This is a genomic window from Selenomonas oralis, from assembly GCF_051603425.1.
Taxonomy (GTDB): domain Bacteria; phylum Bacillota; class Negativicutes; order Selenomonadales; family Selenomonadaceae; genus Selenomonas; species Selenomonas sputigena_A.
This window is the reverse complement of the sequence record NZ_CP194411.1, coordinates 1,678,273-1,703,280: the sequence shown is the minus strand read 5'-3', so window position 1 is coordinate 1,703,280 and position 25,008 is coordinate 1,678,273. Positions and strand designations below refer to the sequence as shown.

The window sequence follows — 25,008 nt, the reverse complement described above, 5'->3', positions numbered from 1 at the left end:
CCTCCTCAAAGGCCGTCAACGGAACACATCCCGGGCCTTGTCAAGCGCTTCCTGCGGCACGCGCAGCTTGCCTTCCGACACGCTGTACTCCAAGGGTATCGGGTTGCAGCCGCCCTTCGTGCCGATCGTCGCCTTGTTCATCATGACGTCGCAGAGGCGGCAGATGACCTGCCCGTCCTTTTCATAATAGCCCGTGGGGCCGCAGATCTCGCAGGCGTCAAGGCCGACGCCATAAGAATTGCCGCCCTTCAAAATGACGATGTAGCGCACCGACTGCCCGCTCGCCGTCTGATAGACGAAGCGATGCAAATGTCCGTCGTTGACCTCTGAAAGATTCACATCGACAGAGCCATTGACCGCTGTCACGGCGACAGCAGGCACAAGCTCCTCCTTCTTGTTCGCATAGCTTGCGCCAAAGCTCGAGAGGAAAACCATCCCCGCAAGAAAGATGACCGTCGCCGTGCCCCAACGCCGTTTGTGCATCGCGTGCATGATCATGCGGCGGTACTCAGCAGGATTCGTGCCGGCAGGCCTTTCCGGCTTCTTCTGCGAAAAAAGCGTCAAAGGCACGAAGAGAAGCGCAAAGAAGATGATGAAGATCAGCCACGAGGAATGGTCGATGATCGGCGCCATGAAGGATAGAAGCACCGCGCTGTCGAGGATGTGCCGCGCCATCAGGACCTGCACGAAGAAGATGCCCTGCTGGATGAGCATGGCCGCCGCCTGTATGACGAATACGAAGAGCAGTCTTTGCGGAGTCAGGGCCGCCGCCGCTCGATAAGCGACATAGGAGCTGACGACGCCGAAGAAAAGGCCGCAGGCAAAACCGACGAGCTTCACGGCAACCGTCTGCGTGTAGTAGTCCCCTGCAGCCGAGATGATCGTGCTGACAGGAATAAGCCAAATCTCCATGCCATGGTAGAAGAAGAGCAGCGCTCCCACGGTGCAGGCTGCGAGCTGCAGCGGACGCGAAAGCTTCTCCTTCTGCCCGCCGCCCCGCAGAAGCACGGCGAGAACAACGAGCTCGGCGACCATGGCCAGGGCGATGGATCCCGCCTCAACGACCTCACGGCTCACAGCGTTTCGCGTGCCGACACGCGCAGCCACAATGGCGATGGAAAGCCAAAAGCCCCAATGGATGGCCGTGTTATAATTGCGGCGATACTGATCAAGCGGCAGCCGCCGCAGGATGGCGAAGAGAATGCCGAGCGGCACGGCCAGCGTCAGCACCTGCTCCATCGCCGGGATGAATTGTTGCAGGAACAACTGCAGCATATTCTGCACCTCACTTTATGGAAGAATAAAAGCCATGCAGTCACGACTGCGCTGCAGAGCCTTGCAGACAAGCGGAAAAAGTCCCCGATTGACCGGCGTCCACGCCCTGTCCATCAGGCTTTCATAGAAAAAACAAGCCCACCACCACCCTGTGGATGGTGGTGGGCTCCTGTGCCCTTATGAGGGGGAAGAGGTTCGTCTCACGGACAGGTCAGCAGCGGTCAACGTCTGCCGCTCATCTTCGCCCTTCGGGCTTGATTTGCGGGTCGTTTTCGCATACGAGCCGTTGCCCAATCAGCTTCACCCTTTCAGGGTTCGCTTCTTGGACGGCTCAGCAGCGGTCAACGTCTGCCGCTCATCTTCGCCCTTCGGGCTTGATTTGCGGGTCGTTTTCGCATACGACCTGTTTCCCGTTCGCCTTCACCTCTTCGAGGTTCGTCTCACGGACAGGTCAGTAGCGGTTTACCAGCGACGGGGGACGTAGTTGAACACCCAATCCATCGTGACAGGCTCATCCCAGAAACGACCCTTGACGCCTGTCTCTTCATCGACGTGCAGACCGTAGTTCTGGCGATACGGGCTTTCGATGGAGAAATGCATGTCGTAGGTGCCCGCGCCGAGCATCTTGACGTTCGCGCCGTAGTGCGGGCCATCGTCCGCATTCATCGGCATGAAGACACCCTCGACGCTCTCACCCGTCTCACGCTTCGTGAACTTGTAGTGAATCGTCAGGTACGGAATCCATTCGCCGACGCCGAAGCCCGTGTCGTTGCCTTCCGTCGCATGGATGTCCGTCTCAATGTGCATGTCCGCCTTGTCCGGCGAAAGCATCATGCCTGCGGGCAGCATCTCGATCGGCTGGAAGTAGACGAGCGCCACCTTAAAATGGTTCGCCTCGTTCTCGATCTCGTCACCGATCGGGTACTCCGTAAAGCCCGCCGCCGATGCCGAGCCGCCGAACGTAAAGAGCGACGCCGCTACTGCGCAAACCGCCAGAGCCGACTTGAGTTTCTTGAGTTTGAACATTTTCATAAAACACACTCCTCCGAAAAATGATTGTATGAAATTCCTCTTGGACGCCCTTACACAATACGTCCTATATAGATGCGGCAATTCGCTGCACCTGCAAACGGAGCACTTCGCTCCGCCATTGCCAATGACTCTTAGAGCGGGGGTCACGCCGCCTTCGGCTTGCGCCGCTTCGCGTAGATGACCATACCCACGCCGAGAAGCAGCACGAAAAGCTGTGCGCCGAGCGTCTCCGCCGTCGGGAAGATGCCCAGAAGATCGACCGTCGGCCAGCCTTCGAAGCGCGTGATGCCGACGACGCCGCCTTCCTGCAGTTCCTCGATGCCGCCGCCGACAAAAGTGACGGCCAGCAGGAACATCAGAATGCTCGTAAACAGGAAGAACGGACGCAGGGGAATCCTCAAGATGCCATGCTGCATGCCGTAGAAGATCAAGGCCAGCGTCACACAGCCCGCGCCGAATCCCGCCCAAATCATCGTGACGTCGGCAGCCGCATTGTTAAAGAGCGCCTGATAGAAGAGGATGACCTCCGCGCCCTCGCGGTAGACGGCCAGGAACGCCGCGAAGCCAAGGGCGCGCGCCGTGCCGGTCGTGACCGACTGCTGGACGAGACCGTCGATGTACTTCTTCCAGTTGTCGGTATTCGCCTTGCCGCCGAGCCACGCGCTCGTCAAGAGCAGCACGACGACGGCGAAAAGAGCTGTTCCGCCCTCAAGCACCTCGCGGCTCATGCCGCCCGTCGTATTGTCAAGAATCGTGGCGAAGAGATAGGCGGATATAAAGCTCGCGATGACCGCCGCAATCGAAAAATTATAAACGGCGCCGAGGTGCTTCTCGTTGCCCGAGCGCCTGAGGTAGGCGATGATGGCGACAAGCACCAGAATCGCTTCCAAGCCCTCGCGCAGAAGAATCAGGTACGCGGGCAGGAACGCCGCCCAGCCCGAGCTGCCATGTGCATTTTCGAGTGCCTTGACATTGTCGTTGACCATCGACTTGAGCTTTTCAGCTTCCTGCTTGACCACATCCATGCTCTCGCCGTTCTTCATGCTCTTCTTGATCTTATAGAACTGATACTCGGTCAGGCTCGTCTCCTTCGCGGAAACAGAGCTGCGCATGACGCTCTCAAGGCCTTCCTTTTCATAAATGCCGTAATACGCTGCGTTCACAAGATCGCGCGCACCCTCGTAATCCCCGCCCTCATAGACCGTGACCGCCTGGTCGACCGTCTGCGCGATGCGGTCTGCCACCTCCTGCCACTTCGGCGCTGCTTCCGTAAGCGGCGCAGCAAGAAGGAGCAGCGTCATGCAGAGAAATAAGATCCTTTTCAATGTTTCACCTTCTCCGTAAAACCCCATATCCAAGCGAAACCCGCTCTGCCACTGAACATTAAGCAGGCGGCGCATTTTCCTTCTGGCGTTGTTCCCTAAGGAATATTTCCTTATTCGCACGCGTGCGCTTGTTCTCATCATCGTCGAAAGGATGCGGTGCGGAACCGTCGAACGGGAAATTCAGAAGACGTTTCGTCTTCATTGGATTGCCGTTCGTGTCGAGTGCAGGATCAAACTTGAATTTCCGAACGGCGTTCAAGACAATCTGGTCGATGACGGTGTGCCCCGAGCCTTGCGTGAAGCGATATCCCGTGATGTTCCCTCGCTCATCGACGTTCACGAGGATGCCGACCTTGCCGTGAAAATCCAGACCACGCGTATCGGGCGTCATACCCGAGGAAACGATGACGCCGACCGCCATATTCGGAGGCGGAGGCGGTCCCGGCGACGGATTGTTGTTGCCGTTTGGGTTCTTCTCCTGCTCTTGGATAGCAGCCACCGCTTCATCAAGCTCTTGTGCTTCCGTCGGCGAGGAATCCATAGGAAGCAGCTCCTCCGGCGGAGGGGGCTGTTCCTCAGGCTTTGGCGGCTCAGGCGGCTTGGCCTTCGGCGGTTCAGGCTTCTGCTCCTCAGCATTGCCGTCGCCGCCTTCCGGCAGGTCGACGACCTCCATCTCCTGCACCGCAATCGGATCGCCTTCAAAATCGATATAGGGAAGCACCAGAGCCAAGCCCAGCCAGACGAAGAAGTGCAGGAAAATCGCACCGATGACCGTCGTGCGCCAGTAGCTTTTGAAACGCATCTCACTGCCTCCCTGTCGCCGCTTCCGTCGCTATCGAAACGTGGCGCGCACCCGAGCGCTTAAGAATGTCGAGCACCAGGACGACGCTCTCGTAATCCGCTTTTTTGTCGCCGCGCAGGACGAATACCGTATCGGCATCAGCTGCCAGGGATTCTTTGATCTTCCCTGCGATATCCTCGTTCGGCAGCTCATCCTTGTCGTAAAGCACATCGCCCTTATCCGTGACCGTGATCGGCACGATATTCGGGCGCGTTTCCATCTTTGAGGCCGCAGCCTGCGGCAGTGCGACCTGAATCGTGTTCGTCTGCACCATATAGATCGTGCTGATCATGAAGAACACGAGCAGGAAGAGCATGATATCGATCATCGGGATGATCATGACAAGCGGTTCTTTCGTCAAACGAAAATCACGCCGCATGAGAACCATCCCCATCTTTCTTTTCCAGTGCGTTTCTCACAACAGCCGTCGTCTTGTCGAGCATGGCAAGCATCTCGTCGAGCTTCTGTGCGAAGTACGTATGCACGATCAGCGAAAAAATCGCCACGCAGAGTCCCGTCGCCGTTGCGATCAAAGCTTCACCGATGCCGCCTGTGATGGCAAGCGGCTCGCCTGCGCGCACGCTGAAGATGCTGAACGACTCGATCATGCCCGAAATCGTGCCCAGAAGCCCCAGAAGCGGCGCCATGGTCACAATCATCGACAGATAGTTGATTCGCTCCCGCAGGCGCATCGCCATCTCGCCGTAAGCGGTATCGAGCGCCAGCGTCAGATCGTCGCCCGCCGAAGCTGCACGGACGCCAATTTCCGCGAGATAGGCAGGCGCCGTATTTTCCGCTATGCAAAGCTCCGCTGCCTGCTTGAGGTCATGCGTTCGAAGAAGCTCGGGCAGCTTCACGATGAAATCACTCGCTCCTCTGCCCGCTTGGCGGTAAAAACGAAAGCGTTCGATAGCAATGAGCGCGACCACGATGGAGCAGGCAAGAAGCACGAACATGACCGGCCCGCCCTTTTGAAATAATTCCCAACTGTTTTCCACTGGAACATCTCCTCCAGAATTCATTTACTCTATCATCATTGATACTAATTATCTGTTTCACAGGAGTGAGTATAGCACAGGCGATAAGAAAATTCAATACGAAAATGAAAATTATTCAGTTTTAGGTTAAGATTCGCTTTGCATTAACCGCGCCGAACGGCGCCTCCGCCGCCCTCATCGAGGCGGCTACCCTGCCCGTGCGCAAGCTCAGCGACACGTGCAGCATGCGAAAGGACGTGTCTCTCCTCGGCTGGCTCGGCGCACTTGCGCACGAGCACAACATCAGCTTCTCCAAGCGCCTGCCAAGCTTCATTCGCAAAGAATGCGGCATCGAGGCCTGAAAATACGCCCCCCATACGACGCACAGCGCGTATAGGGGGCGCAAATCAAAAACGGTTCTTTACTTTTTCTTACTCGGCCGGAAGAATGAACGAAAGCGAGCTGAACACCTTTTCCGTCACATTCGGGTCGGACGTAGGCAGCGAGACTTCGACGCCGATGACGTTGAGCCCGTTGTTGGCCACATTCACAGAAACATAGCCGTTCGCATCCGCCTGCACGATTGTCCCGAGGTCACCCAGCACATCGGCGATGACAGGCGCTCCCGCATACGGCTTGCCGTCCTTATAAATGCGCAGGGTAAGCGTACCGCCGCGGCGCAGCGTCAGGGGATTGACAGTCGGCACGATCTGAATCGGCACATTATAGAGGCCGCCCGGCTTCAAATCCGCATTCCAGTAATGCACGTTGTACTTGCGCGCGTATGTCACCGCCATGAGATTTTCAATATCCGAGTAATCACGCGTCGGAATAACCTTGCCGTCCGTCGTCTTGGCAAAGTAGCCGTAGTCGAAGAATGTCGCTGTCACACCGAGATTGTCGCCCGGCACGATTGTCACATGATTTTCCGCATCCACGCGCTCAACTGTCGTCGGCTGGAAATTCACATCGTAGGCGTCAATGCGCTGCACACATGCGGGATCGTAAGCGTTGTCCAAGGGACCTTCGCCGAGCACGAGCGCCTTTTGATCCAGTCGGTTTGCGTAGTAAACGCCATGCGCGTCCACCGTCGCTGCATACATGCTAAGCCCCATTGCCGCGCCAAGCGCCGCCGCCAAAATTTTCTTCATTTGTCATCCTCCCATCGGAAATATCTTGCCTGCAGGACAAAAAGCGTCCTATGCCTTTTTATTATAGTGCCAATGACAAAAATTTGCAAATTTGTCGTGCGAGAACTGCACGCAAAAACCTCCGCTTCGCGGACATTGCGCACGCTCCCTCATCAACATTACGCCACAGCGCCCCTCCGCACGAAGCAAAACATAAGGACGCGCTGATAAATTCAGCCCTCATTTTCACACATCTATGCTTCCGTAAAAACAACACCGCGCCCACAAAAAAGCAGCCGCTCCCTGACGAACGGCTGCCTTGCTGCTTCTCTCAAAGTGTGCAGCTTCTCTCAAACCACGAGGCTCCTCCTCAAATCACATACTCCTCACAAAGCGCCCGATAGCGCTCCTCGCCCTTTTCCGTCAGCAGGTAGTAACCACCCGAACGGCGCACGATGCCGGCTTCCTTCAGGCTCTCGCTGACGCGCCGCATCTCCCTTTCGCTCCAGCGCAGGTGCTCGGCGATGTCGCGCACGGCGTTTTCCTCGCTGTAAAGGTTCTCGGCGGTATGCGTGCCGAGGTGGATGATCAGAAGCTCTTCCTTGAGCCGCGCTTTGCGGCGCATGCGCTGCCAGCGCCTTGTGATGACGCCCTTGGGATGGACGAAAACGGCTCCGCCGTAGAGGAGCATATTGACGATGGCGCACATGCCCGCCATCGAGGCATTGAAATGAAGCGCCAGCCCGTAGCCGACGACGCTGCCGAGGACGCCGAGAAGCACGGCGAGAAAGAGCGCGTGATGCAGGCGCTTCGTGAAGAGCAGCGCCGTGGCTGCAGGCGCGATGAAGAACGAGATGACGAGGATCGAGCCGACGGCGTCGAAGGCCGCGACCGTCGTCAGGGAAATCAAGGTCATGAGCCCATAGAAGATCGCGCCCGTCGCCATGCCGATGAGCCGCGCGCTCTCCTCGTCGAAGGTCGAAAGCTTGAGCTCCTTGTAAAAGAGGAAGATGAACGCCGCATTGACGAGGAAGATCACACCCATCTTGAGCGCCGAGGCTGCGATCTCAAAGCCGAAGAGCGGCACCGTATCGAGCCCGGCATAGACGACCTCACCCATCAGCACCATGTCCGTGTCGAGGTGTACATTGCCCGCATACTTGCTGATGAGTATGACGGCAATAGAAAAGAGCATCGGAAAGACGATGCCGATGGCGTCGTCGCTCTTCATCGCCTTCGTTTTCCCTAAAAGTTCAACGAGGAGCACCGTGACGACGCCCATGAGCGCCGCGCCGATGAGGAGCCACGGCGACGAAAGGTCGCGCACGAGAAAAAACGCCAGGACAATGCCGAGGAGCACCGTGTGACTGATCGCATCCGCCATCATCGAGAGATTGCGCAGGAGCAGGAATACCCCGGGCAAAGCGCAGGCAGCCGCCGTCAAGGCGAGCACGAGCAGGGAATCCGTCATGCCTTCTCCCTCCTTTGCCGCTTTCTGAACACGCCCCACTTGCCGCAGAGCATAGAGAAAAATGCGATGACGCACGCCGCCAGGATGATGCTTGGCCCCGTCGACATCCCCTGTTCCAGCGTGCTCACATAAGTGCCCGCGAGCGCCGACGCCACGCCGAACACCGCGCTCAAGAGGAGCACGCGCACAAAATCGTCCGACCACTGGCTCGCCGCGACGCACGGGATGATGAGAAACGAGCTGATCAGGATCGCGCCGACCGCCTTGATGCCGATGCCGATGACGGCGATCGTCAAAAACGGCAGAAGAACCTGCAGCAGGCGCACGGGCAGCCCCACCGCCCGCGCATACTCGGCGTCAAAGACGAAGACCTTGAGTTCCTTGTAAAAGAGGAAGAGCAGCGCTGCGCAAAGAACGGCGACAAGGGCGATGAGCTTCACGTCCGCTTCGAGCATGTACGCCGCCTGTCCGAAAATGTACGTCTCAAGACCCGCCTGCGAAGCGCCGCGATAGTCGGCATTCCCTTGGATGAAGCTCTTCAGGACCATGCCGAGTCCGAAGAAGCCCGAGAGAAAGATCGCGAGGTTGGCGTTGAGGCCGACGCGCGTGTTCTCATTCGCCGCCTGAATGGCAAAGAAGGTAATGGCGGCCGCCGCCATTGCACCGACGAGCAGTACGGCAGGGCTTCGCGTCGAAAACGCCATGAAAGCGAGGACAACGCCCGGAAATGTCGCGTGCCCGATGGCATCGCCGATGAGGCTCTGCCCCTTGTAGACGCTCAATGCGCCGACGGGCGCCGCGACAGCCGCGAGAAGCGCCGTGCCGAGAGCGATGATCTGGAATGTATAATTCGTCACAATATCCATCGTCATCGCTCCTTCGGACGGAAGGCGAGGGCGAGCGCCGCCTCCTTGTCCATGTCCTTCAAGTAGCCGCTCGCCTTGATCGTGCGGTTCAGGACGACGAGATAGTCGAAGTACATGTCGAGCGTCGAAAGGTCGTGATGCACGGCGATCACCGTCTTGCGCTCCTTTTGCAGCGCGACGAACTTGTCCATGACGATGCGCTCCGTCGTTTCGTCCACGCCCGCCAGCGGCTCGTCCATGATGTAGAGGTCGCTTTCCTGCGCGAGTGCGCGCGCGATGAAGACGCGCTGTTTCTGCCCGCCCGAAAGCTCCGAGATCTGGCGGTCGGCGAGCTTTTCGAGCTGCATCTCGACGAGCGCCGCCCTCGCCCGCTCGCGATCCTCCCTGCCCGGGCGGCGCATGAGGCCAATATGCACATAGCGCCCCATGAGCACGACGTCGAAAACCGTCGTCGGGAAATTCCAGTTGACCGTACCGCGCTGCGGCACATAGGCGATGCGCTCGCGCACCTCCTCGATCGTCTTGCCCCAAATGCGCACATAGCCCGCGACGGGCTTTTCCAGGCCGAGAACGCCCTTCAGGAGCGTCGATTTGCCCGCGCCGTTCGGCCCGACGATCGCACATCGAACTCCCGTCGGCACATCGAGATCGATATCCCAGAGCACCGCGTTTTCGCGGTACGCCATCGTCACATCCTCCACATGAAGCAGCATCTTTTCTCCCATGTTCCGCCTTCTTTCCCTAGAATCAGCCAACTCGACCGCATCGAACGACAAAAGCAAAAAAGGGCGGTCGCCCGCCCTTCTTCTCTCTTTTCCTTACTTCAGATGACTGACGATCAGATCGACGTCAAACCGATACATGTCGATGAACGTATCTCCCTTTTGCCCTGCGGGTGCGAGCGAATCGGAAAACAGCTCATTGCCCTCGCCGCCGACGATCTCGACATCGAAGCCCTTCGACCGCACGATCTCCTGCAGCTTCTTCATGCGCTCGGGATTCGTCGTGCTCTCGGCGAAGACCGCCTTGACCTTGTGCTCGACGATAAAGTCTGCAGTCTTTTCAATGTCGGCGTTCGCCACCTCGGAATTCGTACTCACGCCCTGTGGTGCGACGACCGTCATGCCGTAGCTTTTGGAAAAATAATTGAAAGCATCGTGCGGCGTGACAAGATTGCGCTTGCCCTCGGGGATCGACGCGATCTTTTCCTTGACCTCTGCATCGAGCGCATCGAGCTTGGCGAGGTACGCGGCGCAGTTCGCCCGGATCTCCTTCTCGTGCTCGGGCACGAGCTTCGCGAGACTCTCTGCCGCCTTCTCCGTCGCCTTCTTGTAGAGCGCGATGCTGAACCAGAAGTGCGGGTCGACGACGCTCTCGCCGTCCTCTTCCATGCGCAGCACATCGTCCGTCGGGAAGTCCGCCGTCACCGCCGTGCCGCGCTTTTCGAGCACCTCGACCATCTTGCCCTCGAAGTGCAGCCCGTGGTAGAGCACGAGGTCGGCATCCTTGAGCTTCTTCAGATCCGCCGGCTGCGCGACGTAAAGATGAGGATCCTCGCCCGCCGGAATGACGAGGTCGATGTCGACGTAATCTCCGGCCAGCTCCTTCGTCATATCGGCGAGGAACGACGTCGTGACCGTCACCTTCTTCTTCGCGCCCGAAGATGAATCGCCCGCCGCGCCGCCGCAGCCCGCCGCAAAAAGCGATGCCGTGAGGCAGAGTGCCAGCAGAAAGATGCTCTTTCTGTATCCTTGCGCAATTCCTTTGAAAAATTCCATACTGCACCTTCTTCCTTTAATTTCTCAGCATGTAGTATAGCATTTTCCTCCGAGATTGTAAATGATATAGATTATCATTATTTTAATTATCTATGAAGCGTTTCATGATAAGGTTCATCTATGAAGTATCTCGTCACATATCACCTTGACAATTCAGAAAAAAAAGGTAAGATATAGGATATATCTTATTAAATCATATAAGTTTTCCACTATATCTAGTATAAAGGAGAGATCCATCATGAGTGAAAATTGCAGCAGCGGCTGCAGCAGCTGTTCTTCAGCAGGCGGCTGCAGCGGTGCACAGGAGCAGCAGAGCCTTCTTACGCCACCGAACGAGCGCAGCAGCGTCAAGCGTGTCATCGCCGTCATGAGCGGCAAGGGCGGCGTCGGCAAGTCACTCGTCACCTCGCTTCTCGCGACGGCGATGGCTCGCCGCGGTCATCGCGTCGGCGTGCTCGACGCCGATATCACCGGGCCTTCGATCCCAAAAATCTTCGGCGTCAAGGGCGAAGTGGAGAAGGCAAATGCCGATTCTGCTGGCATCCGTCCGCTCAAGAGCGCGGGCGGCATCGATATTATGTCGATCAACTTGCTCCTAAAGGACGAGTCCGATCCCGTCGTCTGGCGCGGTCCCATCGTTGCGGGCGTCGTGCAGCAGTTCTGGCAGGACGTCGTTTGGGAGAACGAGGACTACCTCTTCGTCGACATGCCGCCGGGAACGGGCGACGTTCCCCTGACCGTGCTCCAGTCGCTGCCCGTCGACGGCATCATCGTCGTGACCTCGCCGCAGGAACTCGTCTCCATGATCGTCGAAAAAGCCGTCAAGATGGCCGGGCTGATGAACGCCCCCATCATCGGCATCGTCGAGAACATGGCGTACTTTGAATGCCCCGACTGCGGCAAAACGCACAAGATCTTCGGCGACAGCCACATCGAGGAGATCGCCCGCGACTACTGTCTGCCGCTGCTCGCGCGCCTGCCGATCGAGCCGAAGCTCGCCGCGCTCTGTGACGCCGGCAAGATCGAGTCGTTCGAAGGCGACTGGGTCGATGCGGCGGCGCTGCTCTTAGAAGAGCTTCCTGAGCACAGCGCCGATTCCGTCGTCGACGACTTCCAGGACTGAGTACCGCCGACAGCGGCAAACAACACAGCCGCATAAAAAAAGCCGCATGGCAGGGTCTTTTATTTTGACCCAGCCATGCGGCTTTCGTTTTTTCCGGTTACCGCCGACATGCACAGACCTGCACGTTGATGCCTTGGCTCTTGTAGCGCGCCACAAGCTCCGGAGAAACCTTGTCATCCGTCAAGAGCACATCAATGGCCTCCGTCGCCAAGAAGCTCGACGACGATACGCGCGCGAACTTCGAGGAATCGATCATCGCGATGATATGGTTGCAATTTTCCAGCATTCGTCGTTTGAGCTCAACTTCATAGATATTGAAGTCCGTCAGCCCCTCCTTCTCCGAAAAACCGTTGGCCGAAACAAATGCAACATCGACGTGGAAATGACGCAGGATATCCGCACCGATGGTGCCTTCGATAAAGCCTGAATTCTTGCGCACAATACCGCCGATGATGATCGTGTCGATATTCGGCGTATCCTTCAATGTCAGCATCGTGTAAACACCGTTTGTCACGACAAGGAGCTTGCGAAAACATGCGAGCTTCTTCGCCAGCGTCAGAGCCGTAGAGCTTGCATCGAGCAGGATGCACTGATTGTTCTTGATGTATTTCAGTGCAGCCTCCGCGATGGCATCCTTCTCTGCGGCATGCTGCATTTCGCGCGTCCGAAAGCTGAAGACATCCGGCTGTCCCATGCCTCCGTTCTGTACCGATGCGGGAGAATCCGCCGGTTCTTCATGCTGCAGCGCCGCTCCGCCATGAATCTTTTGCAGCTTCCCCTGACGCGCCAATCGATGGAGATCGTTGCGTATCGTAGCAGGCGAAGCAGCAAGCGCCTCGCAGAGTTCGACTGTCTTTGCCGTACCGTTTTCCTGGAGGATTTGCAGTATTTTCTCTCTTCGTTCAATCGCAAACATAGACGAGTCCTTTCGCGGGAAAATATCGCAGCCCATCCCCTTCTTCCCTTTCAGCGGCAGGCTGCCCTTGTTATTTCTATTTTATATCGAAACAAAAAGAAAAACAACAGGAAACGATAAAATTCAGCCAATATATCCAAACCCTTGCCAGTGAAGGAAAAGGCGCTTCACAGCCTCGTTTTTCTGTCAAAAAGAGCGACAGGAAGAAGAGAAAACACGCCAAAAGTCGTTTTACATCCGATGAAATTCCCAGAAGGATTCTCATCCGCAACGTCGAACGCTAAGACGGTGAAAAAAATTCCCGTACCAAAAACTGGAGATGGTTTAATGAGAAACATGACCGTTGCAAACAAGATTCTATTTTCCTTCAGCATCCTGCTCGTCGCGTTCGTCGCGTTTGGCCTCTTTGCCTACCATTCCGTCGGAGAGCTTGATGACCTGAACACAGGCATTAACCAGCGCACGACACTGGTCGACCGCTCGAACAAGATCTCGCAGGCCATGCTGCAAACACGCCTCTATGTCTTTTATCAGGTCGTTTCCGTCGATCCTGCGAAGAAACATGAGTACACGGAAAAGCTGCAGCAATCGCGCCAAAATGTCGAGGATGCCTTCGCCGCTCTCCGCGAAGCCAAAAAAAACACCGACTTCGGCTCGCCCGATATCACAAAACAGGCACTCTCGGAGCTTGACGCGGAGCAGGAGCTCTGGGAAGAATACAAGCGCCTAAGCCAAGAAGGCGACAAGATGAAGGAATCGGAAAACCGCGAAGAGGCGGAGGCAGCCGTCCTTTCGGACAATATCGTCGAGGCCTTTGACAAGGCCGTCGCCGCCATCAATCAGGATGCGGAAAACTGCATCCGCGACGCAAAGACGCAGAAAGAACTCAGCGAAGCCAAGGAGAAGCAGATTATCATTATCACAGTGATATCTCTCCTCGTCGTCATCGCCCTGACCCTCGCTGTCTTCTTCTGGCTGCGCCGCGAGATCAACAGCGCCGTGCAGAACTTCCTGCAGGGCGTGCGCCGCGCGGCCAATGGTGACCTCAGCGTCCACGTCCCTGTAGAGAACCATGACGAATTCGGTGAAATGGCCTCAGCCTTCAACGGCATGATCGACAACGTGCGCTCTATGACGAAGAAAATACAGGAAACCGCCGCCTTCGTCTCGGATACCTCAGAGCAGCTGACAGCGAACGCCAACCAATCCGCTGAAGCCACGCAGAACGTCGCCCAATCCATCACGGAAGTCGCAGAATCCGCCTCCGTGCAGATGGATTCCCTGACCGAAACAAAGAGTGAGGTGGATGCCCTTTCCGCGGGCATCGGTCAGGCGGTCCAACGCATCGACACGATACGCAAAAACATCGAGAACACGGTGGAACGTGCCAACGAAGGCAACCATCTCGTCAAATCCACCATCGATCAGATGAACACGATTTCCGAAACAGTCGACCGGTCGTCACAGATCGTGGAAAAACTCGGCAAGCGTTCACAAGAGATCGGCGAGATCAATTCAACCATCTCCGGCATCGCCGAGCAGACGAACCTGCTCGCCCTCAACGCAGCCATTGAAGCAGCGCGCGCCGGCGAGAACGGACGCGGCTTCGCCGTCGTCGCCGACGAGGTGCGCAAACTCGCCGAGGAATCCCAGTCAGCCGCCCAGCAGATCGGCGAGTTGATTCAGGCCATCCAAACCGAAACAAACCAAGCGGTCACCGCCATGGTCAACGGCCGCGAACAGGCGGAAAAGGGACGCGAGAATGTCTCCTCGACAGGCGAAGGATTTTCACGCATCCTTGAACTCATCCGCGGCTGCAGCGACGACAGCGCGCAGATCACCGAAACCATGCGCATACTCAACGAGCGCATCCACACCATCGTAAACCTCAGCGAAAACGTCAACAGCTCCGCCAAACGCGCCAGCGATGCCTCACAAAACGTCTCCGCAGCCACCCAAGAGCAAGCTGCCGGCATGGAAGAGATTGCCGCCAGCTCCCGCGGTCTTGCGGATTCTGCGAGAAATCTCCACGACGAATCCGTGAAATTCAAAGTATAAACGCCGCGTTTCGCTGCATATAGGAAGCACGGATACATCCAACTCCGCCGTCTTGACACATCCGTGTTTCCAAAAAAATCCGGACAGGAAATGGCTTCGATTATGCCTTCCTGTCCGGATTTTTTTGGATTTTCTTCTATTTCTTTGCGATAAAGGGAAGCTCGCCTTCATGCGTCATGCCCAATTCTTCCCGTGCTGTCTTTTCGATATAGGCAGGGTCCTCAAGCTGGGCTCTCGTTTCCTTCAGGGCTTCATTCTGGCGCCTGGCTGCCTCCAGCCTCTGCTCTGCCGCGACATAATCACGGTTGAGCTCGTTCAGATGAAGCTGCTGGTCGATCATCGTATAGGCGAAGTAGCCGAGCAGGCAGACGACGACGAGGACAAACCAGTCGAGCCGGTGTCCCCTGAGCCTTACGCTTCTTTTCCCCTTCGCCATCTTCATCCCTGACCTTTATATCCGCCCCATATCCATAAGGCCGGAAAACACCGTCCCATTCCGTCGGTTTACTATTTTTCCGCCCACTGGTAATACTCCGTCGTTGCAATGCGCCGGAAGATGGAATCGCAGCTCGCGCAGCGAAAATGCGGCGCCACGTTTTCCATGTCGGCCTTCCCGTCCACGACATGAACGGGAACCCAATCGACGAGATCGAGTTGGCCGCCGCAGCGCGGACACGGCGCGTGTCCTTCGGCGTCCGGACGCAGGATGGTCGGCACGAGATCGCCGACCGCCTTGAGCTTCGGCAAGTCGAATACATCGTAATAGCCGGAGTTCAGAAGCTCGCGGTAAAATACTCTGCAGTGGCTGCATTCATAACGCGGCTTGACGCTTTCCATATCGACCTTGCCGCCTTCGACCTTGACCGTGCCGCCTTCAATCCTGCGAAGAGGCCTGCCGCACTGCGCACAAAGAAACGCACCGTCTGCGCCCCTTTCCAGCTTTGATACTGCCATAAAAACCACCCTCGCAAAATAATGCGCCGCTTCTCTGCAAACGCTTTTGCAGCGCTTTCCTAAAATCCATCCGTCCGGCTTAAATAAGCCTCGCTATATCCCTTGCCGCCTCGGGACGGCTCGCCTGCAAAGCCGCTTCGCGCATGGCAGCCAGACGTTTTTCATCCTTTAAAAGTCCCTCGACAAGCGCCGCGAGATTCTCGCCCTTGCCCAGCCAGACCGCTGTGCCGCGTTCGCTCGCAATCATGGCATTCTCAAGTTCAGGCCCCGGAATCGCCTCATGCAGGATGAGCGGCAGCCCCATCGCCCATGCTTCGCTTATCGTCAAAGCTCCGGGCTTCGAGACGAGAAGCGTCGAAACGGTCATGAGCTCCGCCACCTTTTCCGTATAGCCCCAAGCCTTGACCGTGTGATGCGAACGCGCCGCATGCTCCTTGGTCCAGGCGAGAAGGCGTTCATTGCGGCCGGCGACCACAAGGATCTGCAGCGTATCCGACAATTCCTCGAGCTTTTCCAGCGAGGAGGCGACATCGCCGAGCCCCAGCCCCCCGCCCATCAGAAGGATGACAGGCAGATCGGGCTGAAGGCCAAGCTCCGCCAGGACGGCCTCCCGGTCAAGTCGCCCCGGTGCAGGAGGCAGAATGGGGATGCCCGTCGCATGGACGTTCTCCGCAGGACTGCCCTCCTGCACAAGGCTCCGGCGCATCCTCTCCGTCGCGACGAAAAAAGCATCAACGCCGGGATAGAACCACATGCGATGCACGCTGTAATCCGTCAGCACCACCGCGAAGAAGAATTCCGCCTCGCCGCTCATCTTGAGGCAAGAAGCCGCACCTTCGGGAAAGGGATGCGTGCAGATCACGGCATCGGCCTTGTAACGCTCCACAAGCGTCTTCATGCTGCGCTTCGTCAAAGAGGCGATCAGCCGCTGCACGGGCGAAGCGCCCTGCCTGTGCCCCGTAAAGCGGTAGATGAGCTGATAAAGATTGGGGACGAAGCGCAGCATCTTCATGTAAACAGCTTTCATGAACCAGGTGACCCATGCGGTATGCCGCTCCGTAAAGTCCACGACGGCCACACGCGCCGCAGGATACTCCTGTCGTATTGCCGCCTCGATCGCCTCGGCCGCCTTTTGATGGCCGGAGCCGATCGAAGCCGTGACAATAAGATAGCTGCTCCTTGCCATGCAAGCCCTTCCTTAATTGAAATAATCAAACAATTCATCTTTTGCCATGGCTTCTATTTTAGCACAACCCGGAAGCAGGCACAACAAAACAGGTGTTCCCTTCCAAGATGCCGCCTCATGACGTCAGGCCGCCGTCCACGCTCCACGCCGCTCCTGTCACGAATGCCGCCTTGTCGGACGCCAGAAAAAAAATAACGGAAGCCGCTTCCTCCGGCGTGCCGATGCGCCCCAGAGGATAAACGCCTGCCATTTCCCGCCGCGCCGCCTCGGGATCGGGGGCTGCAGCAAGCTGCGCCTCGGTCAGCGGCGTGGCGATATCTCCGGGGCAGACGCAGTTCACGCGTACGCCGAAGGGCGCCATTTCCAGCGCCAGGGACTTTGTAAAAAGCACGACGGCGCCCTTCGAGGCACAGTAAAGGGTGCAGAGAAAATTGCCCTTGAGGCCTGCGTCGGAGGAAATATTGACGATGCTGCCGAGGCTCTCCCGCAAGGGAGCGAGCGCCGCCTGCGTGACGAAGAACGTGCCCTTGACGTTCGTGTCCATGATGCGGCTGTAATCCTCCTGCGTCATATCCTCCAGAGAACGTTCCAAATAAACGCCCGCCGCATTGACGAGCACATCGAGCCGGCCGAAATGCGTCAGCACCTCGGAAACAAGCCGCTTCGCCTCTGCCGGCTGCCGTATATCGGCCGCGAAAAACGCCGCTTTTCCTTCTTCCGCCAAATCGGCCAGGGAAGCCAGCGCCGCCGCGCCGCGCTGCGCTGAACGTCCCGCCAGCGCAACAGAGCATCCCGCGCCAAGAAAAAGACGCGCTGCAGCAAGTCCGATGCCCGATGTGCCGCCGGTAAGCAAAACCACACGCTCCATTTCCATGCCTCCCCCATCCGGCAAAATCTTCCGCGGGCCGTCCGGCACGCCCCGCTTCCTGCAAAAACAAAAGGGCCGGGTTCAAAAACCCAGCCCTTGGAGTGCCACCGCGCTTATTTCTTGTTGACGGCGTCCTTCAATGCCTTGCCTGCCTTGAAAACAGGATTCTTCGAAGCCGGGATCTTGATCTCCCCACCCGTCTGCGGATTACGGCCGGTACGGGCAGCGCGATCCTTCACCTCGAATGTGCCAAAGCCGATGAGCTGCACCTTGTCGCCCTCGACAAGCGCGCTCTCGATGCTCTCGATCACTGCACTCAGAGCCTTCTCTGCATCCTTCTTCGTCAGGCCTGCTTTCTCTGCCACATTAGCCACTAATTCCGTTTTGTTCACGTTTGTAGCCTCCTTTTGAATTTGTTACGTTTCCTTTATTCGCTGTCATTCCAAAGAATCCTCTTTATTTCGGGAAAAAAGCGAAAAAAACTTTAAAAATCGCCTTTCGTGGGAAGTTTTTAATCGTTTTGGAAGTTCCTGTCTGGCAAAAAGACGCTTGTCAGGTGGTCGATGTCCTTCTGGCGATCGAGTTCGTAGAGAAGAATCCGCCGCACGCTTTCGTCCGGCAAGGCGATATTATGAAGGTAAATCACCTCGGTTTCGTCGGGCAGATGCTCCATCAGGGCGAGCTTGAGCTCTGAGGCGATTTCCCTGCTGTAGACCTGCGTGAAGAGCGCGGCGGTCGGCAGCCTGCCCGACAAATGCGCCGCTTCCTCCGCATCGAGGATGGCAAGCCCCTCGATGGGGTCGATGCCCAGGCTCGCATAAAGCGCCTCGACGAAGCTCATGCCGGGCTGGACGGAAAGAATGACCTTTCCCTGCGCCTCTTTTTCCGTCATTTCCCTCAGAAGCGCCACCGTTCGTTCGGCCACAAGCGGACTTCCCGGCACGGCATAGACGATCTCCTCGCCTGCCTCGGCTCTTCTTATGAGATCTGCCGCAATCGAGCGATAAAGCTCCTCAAAGCTTCCTGCCTTTTCATACCACGCATCGTAGCTCTCAAAGGAGAGGCCGCGCTCCTTGAGCCCCGCAGCGGACGGATGCACCGCCGTGCGCAGAACGAGCGTCTCGGCGCGCTTCATCGCTTCCCAGCTTTCGAGCGTGATGAGCCCGAAGCGTCCCGGGCCAAGCCCCACAACGGTTATACTGCCCATTTACGCTCTCCTCCCCACAGCCTTGGCACGTCCTTTTTCCGTCTTGCCTTTTGCGGCAAAGGCTTCCTTGTCGCCCTTGAGCATCAGCAAGACGCGCGTGACGAAGTTCGTGATGCTCTTCTTGTACTGCGGCGCCAAACGTATGCGGAGGATCCGCTGGGGCGGCGCCAGCATTTTCGCATGGGCGCCGAAAAGCTGGAGCAGCTTCAGGAGCCCGTCGGTGTCAAACTCCGGTTTATCGATAAACGACAATTCGAGGAACAACGGCTTTTCCACAATGGATCGCACGCCGATGTCGCGCGCGAGATTTCGTATGCGTGCGATGTCGAGAAGGCGCAGGCAGACGGGCGTCGGTTCGCCGAAGCGGTCGATCAGCTCGTCGAGAAGCTCGCGGATTTCCTCGTTTTGGCGGATGGCGGCAATGCGCTGGTAAATTTCAATCTTGTGCATCGGATCGCTGATATAGGCGCCGTCGATATAAGCCTCGGCTTCGATATCCACGACGGGTTCGAGCTTTTCCTCGGGCGGCTTTCCTGTGCGCTTCTCCCGGATGGCCTCGTCCAGAAGCTTGGAATACATCTCGAAGCCGACGCTCGCAATATGGCCGTGCTGCTCCGCACCCAGCAGATTGCCCGCACCGCGTATCTCAAGGTCGCGCATGGCAATCTTGAAGCCCGCGCCAAGCTCGGCGAACTCCTTCATCGCCTGCAGGCGTTTTTCCGCCGCCTCGGACAGCACCTTGTCCGCCTGATAGACGAAATAGGCGAACGCCATATGGTTTGAACGGCCCACGCGCCCGCGCATCTGATAGAGCTGTGAAAGCCCGAAGTGATCGGCATTGCAGACGATGATCGTGTTCGCGTTCGCGACATCGAGCCCGTTTTCCACAATGCTGGTCGCCAGCAGGATATCGTAACGTCCCTCGTAGAAATCGACCATGACCCGCTCTAAGAGTTCTTCGGCCATCTGCCCGTGCCCCGTCTGTATGCGCGCCTCGGGCACGAGATCCTCCAGGTACCGGCGCATCCTGTCGATGCTCTCGACGCGGTTGTAGACGCAGTAGACCTGCCCGCCGCGCCGCAGCTCGCGCCGAATGGCGTTCCGCAGGACAGCATCGTTGCTCTCGACGACATAGCTCTGCACGGGGAAACGCTCGGCCGGCGGCGTCTCGATGATGCTCATGTCACGCGCGCCGACAAGCGACATATGGAGCGTCCTGGGAATCGGCGTCGCGGACAGCGTCAGGACGTCGACGCCCGCCGCCAGCGCCTTGATCTTCTCTTTCTGCTTGACCCCGAAGCGCTGCTCCTCGTCGACAATGAGGAGGCCGAGGTCGTGGAAATGCACGCGATTCGGGTTTAAGATGGCGTGCGTGCCAATGAGGATGTCGATGCGGTTCCCGCGCAGCCTCTCCAGCGTCGCCTTTTGCTCTTTCGCCGTGCGGAAGCGGCAGATGACATCGACGTTTACGCCGAAATCGGCAAACCGCGCGGAAAAGGTCTGGAAATGCTGCTGCGCCAGCACGGTCGTCGGCACGAGCACGGCGACCTGCTTGTGATCCATGACGGCCTTGTAGGCCGCGCGGATCGCCACCTCAGTCTTGCCGAAGCCAACGTCGCCGCAAAGCAGGCGTTCCATCGGCTCGGGTTTTTCCATATCGGCCTTGATCTCCTCGATGGCCCTTTTTTGGTCAAGCGTTTCCTCATAGGGAAAGGCATCCTCGAACTCGCGCTGCCACGGCGTATCGGGCGAAAAGGCGAAGCCTTTCGCCGTGCGACGCTTCGCGTAAAGCGCGATGAGCTCGTCCGCGATATCCTCGACGGAGGCGCGCGCCCGTGCCTTGGCCTTGACCCACTCCGTGCCGCCCATGCGGTGCAGACGCGGCGTCTCGCCCTCCGAGCCGATGTACTTCTGCAGGAGCCCTACCTGGTCCGTCGGCACGAAAAGCTTGTCGTCGCCGCCGTACTTGATATGCAGGTAATCCCGTTTGATGCCGCCGACATCAAGCGTTTCCACGCCGAGATACTTGCCGATGCCGTGATTGACATGAACGACGTAGTCACCGACATTGATTTCCCGAAAATGCGCGATGCGCTCTTCCTTGGAAGCCTGCTTCACCAGTTTCTTTTTCTGCCGTCCGAAGATATCCCTTTCAGCGATGACGATGAGGCGCGCCTCGGGCAGCTCGAACCCGTTGCCGAGCGTACCGGTCAGGATGTTCAGATAGGCGTCGCTCAGGGCATCGCCTTCCTCAATGACGGCGGACGGTATGCGCGACTTCGCAAAAAACTCGCGCATGGAGGCCGCCTTTTCAGCATCGCCCAGCAGCAAGAGGACATGCTGCCCCGCAGCAAGCCAGCTGCGCGCCTCATTCTTGAGCATATCCATCTGGCGCTGGAACGGCGCCACCGCCTGTACGCTCAGGCTCACGAGGCTGTCGGGCTCCGCGCCGTGGATCTTCTGGAGCATCAGTGCGGCAAAGAATGTCGCGTTTTCACCGGCCGCTGCTACGAGCTCCTCCCATGAGAAGAGCCGCCCCTTGCTTTCAGGATTTTCCTTGACGAGACGCATGGCAGCTTCGCGCGTGCGCAGAGGCTCGTCGAAAACGACAGCGCCCTCGCCTTCGATGTAGGAGAGGAAGGGCGCCGCGCCCGCCGCGCTTTCCGCCCCCGCTGTCCGCCCCACGGGCAGCACGACCGCCGAGGGTACATTTCCCACGGAGCGGCGCGTCGCCGTGTCGAATTCACGCAGGGAATCGATCTCGTCATCAAAAAATTCAATGCGCAGAGGCCTGGGCGCATTGAGCGGAAAGACGTCGACGATGCCGCCTCGCGCGCTGAACTGGCCGATGCCCTCGACTTCGCCGTTCGCCTCATAGCCGAGCTCGACGAGACGCGCGAGCAGATGTTCGCGTCCGATATTCGCGCCCGTTTCAAGGCGCAGGCTCAGGCGCTCGAAATCCTGCCGTGAAAGCCCCTTCTGCACGGCAGACGCCGCACGCGCGAGCACGATGACCGGCTCTCGGCGCAGGAGACGCCCGAGGATCCCCATGCGTGCGGCCATGCGCTCCATGCCCTTGGCTGTCGCCTCCACCTCCATCATATCGAGCTCGGGCAGCTCAAGGATCTTCGCGTCCGGCAAAAGCGAGGCCAAATCTTCGCGCCAGGCTTCAAGCGCCTCTGCACTGTGTGTGACGATGGCCAGCGGCCTCCTTGCAGCGTCGTAGGCAGCCGCGAAGAGCGCGTGCTTCTGCGAGCCGCCGAGACCGTATACCATGCTTTTCCAAGCCGGCTTTTGAAAGGCTTCGACGATTTTCCGTACCGAGCCGCCGCGCATCATCTGCTCAAAAAGTACCTTCATTTTTTCACCATTTTACTCAACCATCACCATTCGATTCAGCACGAAAAGGGGGCACGGCCGGACCGCCGCCCCCTCTCTGCCAAAAGCGACGGCGAAAAGCCCGCGCCTTGCACCCATCGCTTTATTTCACAACAATGTTCACGAGTTTTTTCGGCACGCAGATCACCTTGACGATGGTCTTTCCCTCTGTCAAATCGGCGACCTTGGGCTGCATGAGTGCCGCTTTTTCCATCTCCTCGCGCCCCATGGCGGCGGGAATCAGAAGTTTGTCGCGCACCTTGCCGTTGATCTGCAGCACGATCTCGACCTCGTCCTCCACAATGGCTTCCTTGTCGAAATTGGGCCACTTCTCAGCATGAACGCTGCCCTTGCCGCAGATCTGGCTCCAAAGCTCTTCCGCGATATGCGGCGCGAACGGTGCCAGCATCTTCACGAGCGCAAAGGAAATCTCACGCACGAGACCCGGATGAACCGCCTTGTCCTGGAAAGCATAGAGAGCGTTGACAAGTTCCATGATAGAGCTGATCGCCGTATTGAACATGAAGCGCTCGCCGACATCTTCCGTGACCTTCTTGATCGTCTGATGCAGCGTGCGGCGCAGCGCCTTCTCCTCGGCGGTCAGCGTCGTGCGGTCATAGTCGTCGATGCCTTCCTGAATGGCATTGCTGAAATGCCCGATGATGCGCCAGACGCGGTTCAGGAAGCGATAGGCGCCCTCGACGCCCTGGTCGCTCCACTCAAGATCGCGTTCGACGGGTGCAGCGAAGAGGATGAAGAGGCGCGCCGTATCGGCGCCGTACTTCCGGATGATCTCCTCAGGTGAAACGACGTTGCCCTTTGACTTCGACATCTTCGCGCCGTCCTTGATGACCATGCCCTGCGTCAGGAGGTTTTGGAACGGCTCGTCAAAATCGAGCATCTTCGCATCGCGCAGAACCTTCGTGAAGAAGCGCGAGTAGAGGAGATGAAGGATTGCATGCTCGATGCCGCCGATATATTGATCGACTGGCGCCCAGTAATTCACCTTGTCGGGCTCAAACGGGCGATGCGTGTTGTGCGGGTCGGCGTAGCGCATGTAGTACCACGAGGAGCAGATGAAGGTGTCCATCGTATCCGTTTCACGGCGCGCCTCGCCGCCGCATTTCGGGCAGGTGCAATGTGTGAATTCCTCGCACTGCGCCAGAGGCGACACCGCTCCCTGCTCGAAGTTTACGTTCTCCGGCAGCTTTACGGGAAGTTCTTCTTCCGGCACGAGCTGCTCGCCGCACTTCTCACAGTAGATGACGGGAATCGGCGCACCCCAATAGCGCTGGCGCGAAATGAGCCAATCCCGCAGGCGGTAATTGACCTTGAGGCGGCCGAAGCCCTCCCGGACCGCCTTTTGGGCAATGGCAGAAAGAGCCTCGTGCATCTCCATGCCGTCAAATTCGTCCGAGTTTACGAGAATGCCATCCTTGTCCGTATAGGCCTCCGTCATCTCCTCAAGCCTCAGCTCCCTGTCCTTCGGGCGCAGGGTGACGATGATCGGCAGATCATACTTTTTCGCAAACATCCAGTCGCGCTGATCTTCGGACGGCACGCCCATGACAGCGCCCGTGCCGTATTCGGCAAGAACATAGTTCGTGACCCAAAGCTCGACCTTCTTGCCGTTGAAGGGATTTACGGCATAAAGCCCCGTGAAGAGCCCCTCCTTCTCCGATTCGCCCGAAGTGCGCTCAAGCTCGGATTGGCTCTTCACCTTCTCGATAAAGGCACGGATCTCCCCTGCCTTCGGATTGTCCGCCAGAATCTTCTCCATGAGCGGATGCTCCGCCGCAAGCGCGACGAAAGTGACGCCATAAGCCGTATCGGCACGCGTCGTGTAAACGGCGATCTTTTCCCCCAAATCCGGCACGTCGATATCAAACTCAAGGCCTTCAGAGCGGCCGATCCAGTTTTCCTGCATCGTCTTGACACGCTCGGGCCAGCCCTTGAGCTTGTCGAGGTCGGCCAGGAGTTCGTCAGCATAGTCTGTGATCTTCAGGAACCACTGCGACAAATCCTTCTTTTTGACCTCCGAATCGCAGCGCCAGCACTTGCCCTCCACGACCTGTTCATTGGCAAGCACCGTGCCGCATGTATCGCACCAGTTGACCGAGGCCTCCTTCTTGTAGGCCAGCCCCCGCTTGTAAAAAAGTTCGAAGAGCCACTGCGTCCAGCGGTAATAATCGGGACGGCAGGTAATCGCCTCGCGCTCCCAGTCATAGGAAAGCCCCATGCCCGTCTGCTGCCGCTTCATATTTTCGATATTGGAATACGTCCAGTCCGCAGGCTTCACCCCGTGCTGGATGGCGGCGTTCTCTGCCGGCATGCCGAAGGCGTCGAAGCCCATGGGATGCAGGACGTTGTATCCCTGCATCTTCTTGAAGCGCGCGAGCACATCGCCGATCGAATAATTGCGCACATGGCCCATGTGCAGGTTGCCCGACGGATAGGGAAACATTTCGAGCACATAATATTCGGGCTCTGTACGGTCTATCTCCGTTTTATAGACGCCTTCGGCCTCCCATTTGGCCTGCCATTTCTTTTCGATTTCCTGCGGAGCATATCTCTCCATACGATAAAATCCTCCTAGAGAAAGAGGGGCGTGCGGGTTTCCCCG

Annotated in this window: 23 protein-coding genes; 2 read left to right on the top strand and 21 right to left on the bottom strand. The window is 57.8% G+C overall.

What is annotated here, in order from left to right; translation table 11 throughout:
* Positions 1-15 precede the first annotated feature (15 nt).
* The 12 genes from ACRTGH_RS08035 to ACRTGH_RS07980 form a co-directional block, all read right to left on the bottom strand.
* Complete coding sequence (locus ACRTGH_RS08035) at positions 16-1,275, bottom strand: Fe-S-containing protein (RefSeq protein WP_368846403.1); 1,260 nt, start codon at positions 1,273-1,275, stop codon at positions 16-18.
* A gap of 462 nt (positions 1,276-1,737) precedes the next feature.
* On the bottom strand, positions 1,738-2,307 hold the full coding sequence (locus ACRTGH_RS08030) for an iron transporter (protein WP_006193836.1): 570 nt from the start codon (positions 2,305-2,307) through the stop codon (positions 1,738-1,740).
* Positions 2,308-2,450: 143 nt separating this feature from the next.
* Positions 2,451-3,632 carry an FTR1 family iron permease gene (locus ACRTGH_RS08025; RefSeq protein WP_368846404.1) on the bottom strand — a complete coding sequence of 394 codons (1,182 nt, stop codon included), beginning with the start codon at positions 3,630-3,632 and terminating at the stop codon, positions 2,451-2,453.
* A gap of 58 nt (positions 3,633-3,690) precedes the next feature.
* Complete coding sequence (locus tag ACRTGH_RS08020) at positions 3,691-4,434, bottom strand: energy transducer TonB (protein WP_368846405.1); 744 nt, start codon at positions 4,432-4,434, stop codon at positions 3,691-3,693.
* Position 4,435: 1 nt separating this feature from the next.
* The gene (locus ACRTGH_RS08015; RefSeq protein WP_368846406.1) at positions 4,436-4,852 is read right to left on the bottom strand and encodes an ExbD/TolR family protein; all 417 of its coding nucleotides are present in this window, start codon (positions 4,850-4,852) and stop codon (positions 4,436-4,438) included.
* Positions 4,842-5,471, bottom strand: a complete 630-nt coding sequence (locus ACRTGH_RS08010; RefSeq protein ID WP_368846407.1) for a MotA/TolQ/ExbB proton channel family protein — start codon at positions 5,469-5,471, stop codon at positions 4,842-4,844. Before ACRTGH_RS08010 ends, ACRTGH_RS08015 begins: the two co-directional genes overlap by 11 nt.
* Before the next feature lie 143 nt (positions 5,472-5,614).
* Complete coding sequence (locus ACRTGH_RS08005; protein ID WP_368846408.1) at positions 5,615-5,827, bottom strand: hypothetical protein; 213 nt, start codon at positions 5,825-5,827, stop codon at positions 5,615-5,617.
* 54 nt (positions 5,828-5,881) lie between these two features.
* A complete protein-coding gene (locus ACRTGH_RS08000) occupies positions 5,882-6,601 on the bottom strand; it encodes a DUF4198 domain-containing protein (RefSeq protein ID WP_368846409.1) in 720 nt (239 codons plus the stop codon).
* Positions 6,602-6,950: 349 nt separating this feature from the next.
* Positions 6,951-8,051 carry a metal ABC transporter permease gene (locus ACRTGH_RS07995; RefSeq protein ID WP_368846410.1) on the bottom strand — a complete coding sequence of 367 codons (1,101 nt, stop codon included), beginning with the start codon at positions 8,049-8,051 and terminating at the stop codon, positions 6,951-6,953.
* Positions 8,048-8,917, bottom strand: coding sequence for a metal ABC transporter permease (locus ACRTGH_RS07990; RefSeq protein ID WP_368846411.1), 870 nt, complete (start codon positions 8,915-8,917; stop codon positions 8,048-8,050). The genes ACRTGH_RS07995 and ACRTGH_RS07990 overlap by 4 nt, the downstream gene beginning before the upstream one ends.
* Positions 8,918-8,919: 2 nt before the next feature.
* Positions 8,920-9,642, bottom strand: coding sequence for a metal ABC transporter ATP-binding protein (locus ACRTGH_RS07985; RefSeq protein ID WP_368846412.1), 723 nt, complete (start codon positions 9,640-9,642; stop codon positions 8,920-8,922).
* 93 nt (positions 9,643-9,735) lie between these two features.
* A complete protein-coding gene (locus ACRTGH_RS07980) occupies positions 9,736-10,695 on the bottom strand; it encodes a metal ABC transporter solute-binding protein, Zn/Mn family (RefSeq protein ID WP_368846413.1) in 960 nt (319 codons plus the stop codon).
* A 238-nt stretch (positions 10,696-10,933) separates the two neighbouring features.
* On the opposite strand from ACRTGH_RS07980, the gene ACRTGH_RS07975 reads away from it, so the two are divergent.
* Positions 10,934-11,818, top strand: a complete 885-nt coding sequence (locus ACRTGH_RS07975) for a P-loop NTPase (RefSeq protein WP_368846414.1) — start codon at positions 10,934-10,936, stop codon at positions 11,816-11,818.
* Positions 11,819-11,915: 97 nt separating this feature from the next.
* Here the strand turns inward: ACRTGH_RS07975 and ACRTGH_RS07970 are convergent, their stop codons facing one another.
* A complete protein-coding gene (locus tag ACRTGH_RS07970) occupies positions 11,916-12,734 on the bottom strand; it encodes a DeoR/GlpR family DNA-binding transcription regulator (RefSeq protein WP_368846415.1) in 819 nt (272 codons plus the stop codon).
* Positions 12,735-13,061: 327 nt separating this feature from the next.
* Between ACRTGH_RS07970 and ACRTGH_RS07965 the strand changes: the two genes are divergently transcribed.
* Positions 13,062-14,792: a methyl-accepting chemotaxis protein gene (locus ACRTGH_RS07965; protein ID WP_368846416.1), complete on the top strand. Its 1,731-nt coding sequence runs from the start codon at positions 13,062-13,064 to the stop codon at positions 14,790-14,792.
* Between the two features lie 136 nt (positions 14,793-14,928).
* Here ACRTGH_RS07965 and ACRTGH_RS07960 read toward each other — a convergent pair whose 3' ends face one another.
* The 8 genes from ACRTGH_RS07960 to leuS all read right to left on the bottom strand — a co-directional run bounded on the left by ACRTGH_RS07960 (position 14,929) and on the right by leuS (position 24,963).
* Entirely contained in the window at positions 14,929-15,234 is a 306-nt protein-coding gene (locus ACRTGH_RS07960; RefSeq protein ID WP_368846417.1) for an FtsB family cell division protein, read from the bottom strand.
* A gap of 65 nt (positions 15,235-15,299) precedes the next feature.
* Positions 15,300-15,746 (bottom strand): hypothetical protein, encoded by a 447-nt coding sequence (locus ACRTGH_RS07955; protein ID WP_368846418.1) that lies wholly within the window; start codon positions 15,744-15,746, stop codon positions 15,300-15,302.
* Between the two features lie 79 nt (positions 15,747-15,825).
* Positions 15,826-16,932 (bottom strand): MGDG synthase family glycosyltransferase, encoded by a 1,107-nt coding sequence (locus tag ACRTGH_RS07950; RefSeq protein ID WP_368846419.1) that lies wholly within the window; start codon positions 16,930-16,932, stop codon positions 15,826-15,828.
* Between the two features lie 115 nt (positions 16,933-17,047).
* Positions 17,048-17,800 (bottom strand): SDR family NAD(P)-dependent oxidoreductase, encoded by a 753-nt coding sequence (locus ACRTGH_RS07945; protein ID WP_368846420.1) that lies wholly within the window; start codon positions 17,798-17,800, stop codon positions 17,048-17,050.
* A gap of 113 nt (positions 17,801-17,913) precedes the next feature.
* The gene (locus tag ACRTGH_RS07940; protein ID WP_368846421.1) at positions 17,914-18,192 is read right to left on the bottom strand and encodes an HU family DNA-binding protein; all 279 of its coding nucleotides are present in this window, start codon (positions 18,190-18,192) and stop codon (positions 17,914-17,916) included.
* A 119-nt stretch (positions 18,193-18,311) separates the two neighbouring features.
* On the bottom strand, positions 18,312-19,007 hold the full coding sequence (locus ACRTGH_RS07935; RefSeq protein ID WP_368846422.1) for an SAM-dependent methyltransferase: 696 nt from the start codon (positions 19,005-19,007) through the stop codon (positions 18,312-18,314).
* Entirely contained in the window at positions 19,008-22,367 is a 3,360-nt protein-coding gene (gene mfd / locus ACRTGH_RS07930) for a transcription-repair coupling factor (RefSeq protein ID WP_368846423.1), read from the bottom strand.
* 121 nt (positions 22,368-22,488) lie between these two features.
* On the bottom strand, positions 22,489-24,963 hold the full coding sequence (gene leuS, locus ACRTGH_RS07925) for a leucine--tRNA ligase (protein WP_368846424.1): 2,475 nt from the start codon (positions 24,961-24,963) through the stop codon (positions 22,489-22,491).
* Positions 24,964-25,008 lie beyond the last annotated feature (45 nt).